A 570-nucleotide genomic window follows, 5' to 3' on the forward strand; every position below is an offset into this window, starting at 1 on the left:
CAACGAACAGTTGCTGGTTTCTTGAGCTGGAACACAACTACAGAGTGTGCTTGTTCGCTCGAAACCGATAGGGTTTCGGTGGTCATAGCGTTAGGGAAACGCCCGGTTACATTCCGAACCCGGAAGCTAAGCCTTTCAGCGCCGATGGTACTGCAGGGGGGACCCTGTGGGAGAGTAGGACGCCGCCGAACAATCTTTCAGGACCCTTGGTCCTCAGCGTTCACGCTGGGACCAAGGGTCCTTTTGTTTTTCCTTGTATTTTTTCGAAGCGCGTCGGATCGCCGACTGCGCGAGAATTGAACTGCAGTACCCGAAGACAGGAGCCATGCCCATGTCCCCCAACTCCTCCGACGACCGTCCGGAGCGCGAGCCTCGTCGTAGGGACGGTGGCGAGCGGGACGGCTTCCGTGGGCCCCGTCGCGACGATCGCGACCGCGGCGGCTTCCGTCGTGACGACCGTGGTCCGCGCCCTGACGACAACCGTGGTGGTGGCGGTGGCTTCCGTCGCGATGACAACCGTGGTGGTGGCGGCGGTTTCCGTCGCGATGACAACCGTGGTGGTGGCGGCGG

The 570-nt window shown here is 61.9% G+C and carries 1 rRNA gene; it reads left to right on the forward strand.

The window, feature by feature from the left end:
• The first annotated feature begins 74 nt into the window (after positions 1–74).
• Positions 75–191: ribosomal RNA gene (rrf, locus tag IEZ01_RS18700) — 5S ribosomal RNA — on the forward strand.
• Positions 192–570 lie beyond the last annotated feature (379 nt).

Origin of the sequence: Streptomyces purpureus (assembly GCF_014648195.1) — a bacterium.
GTDB lineage: Bacteria > Actinomycetota > Actinomycetes > Streptomycetales > Streptomycetaceae > Streptomyces > Streptomyces purpureus.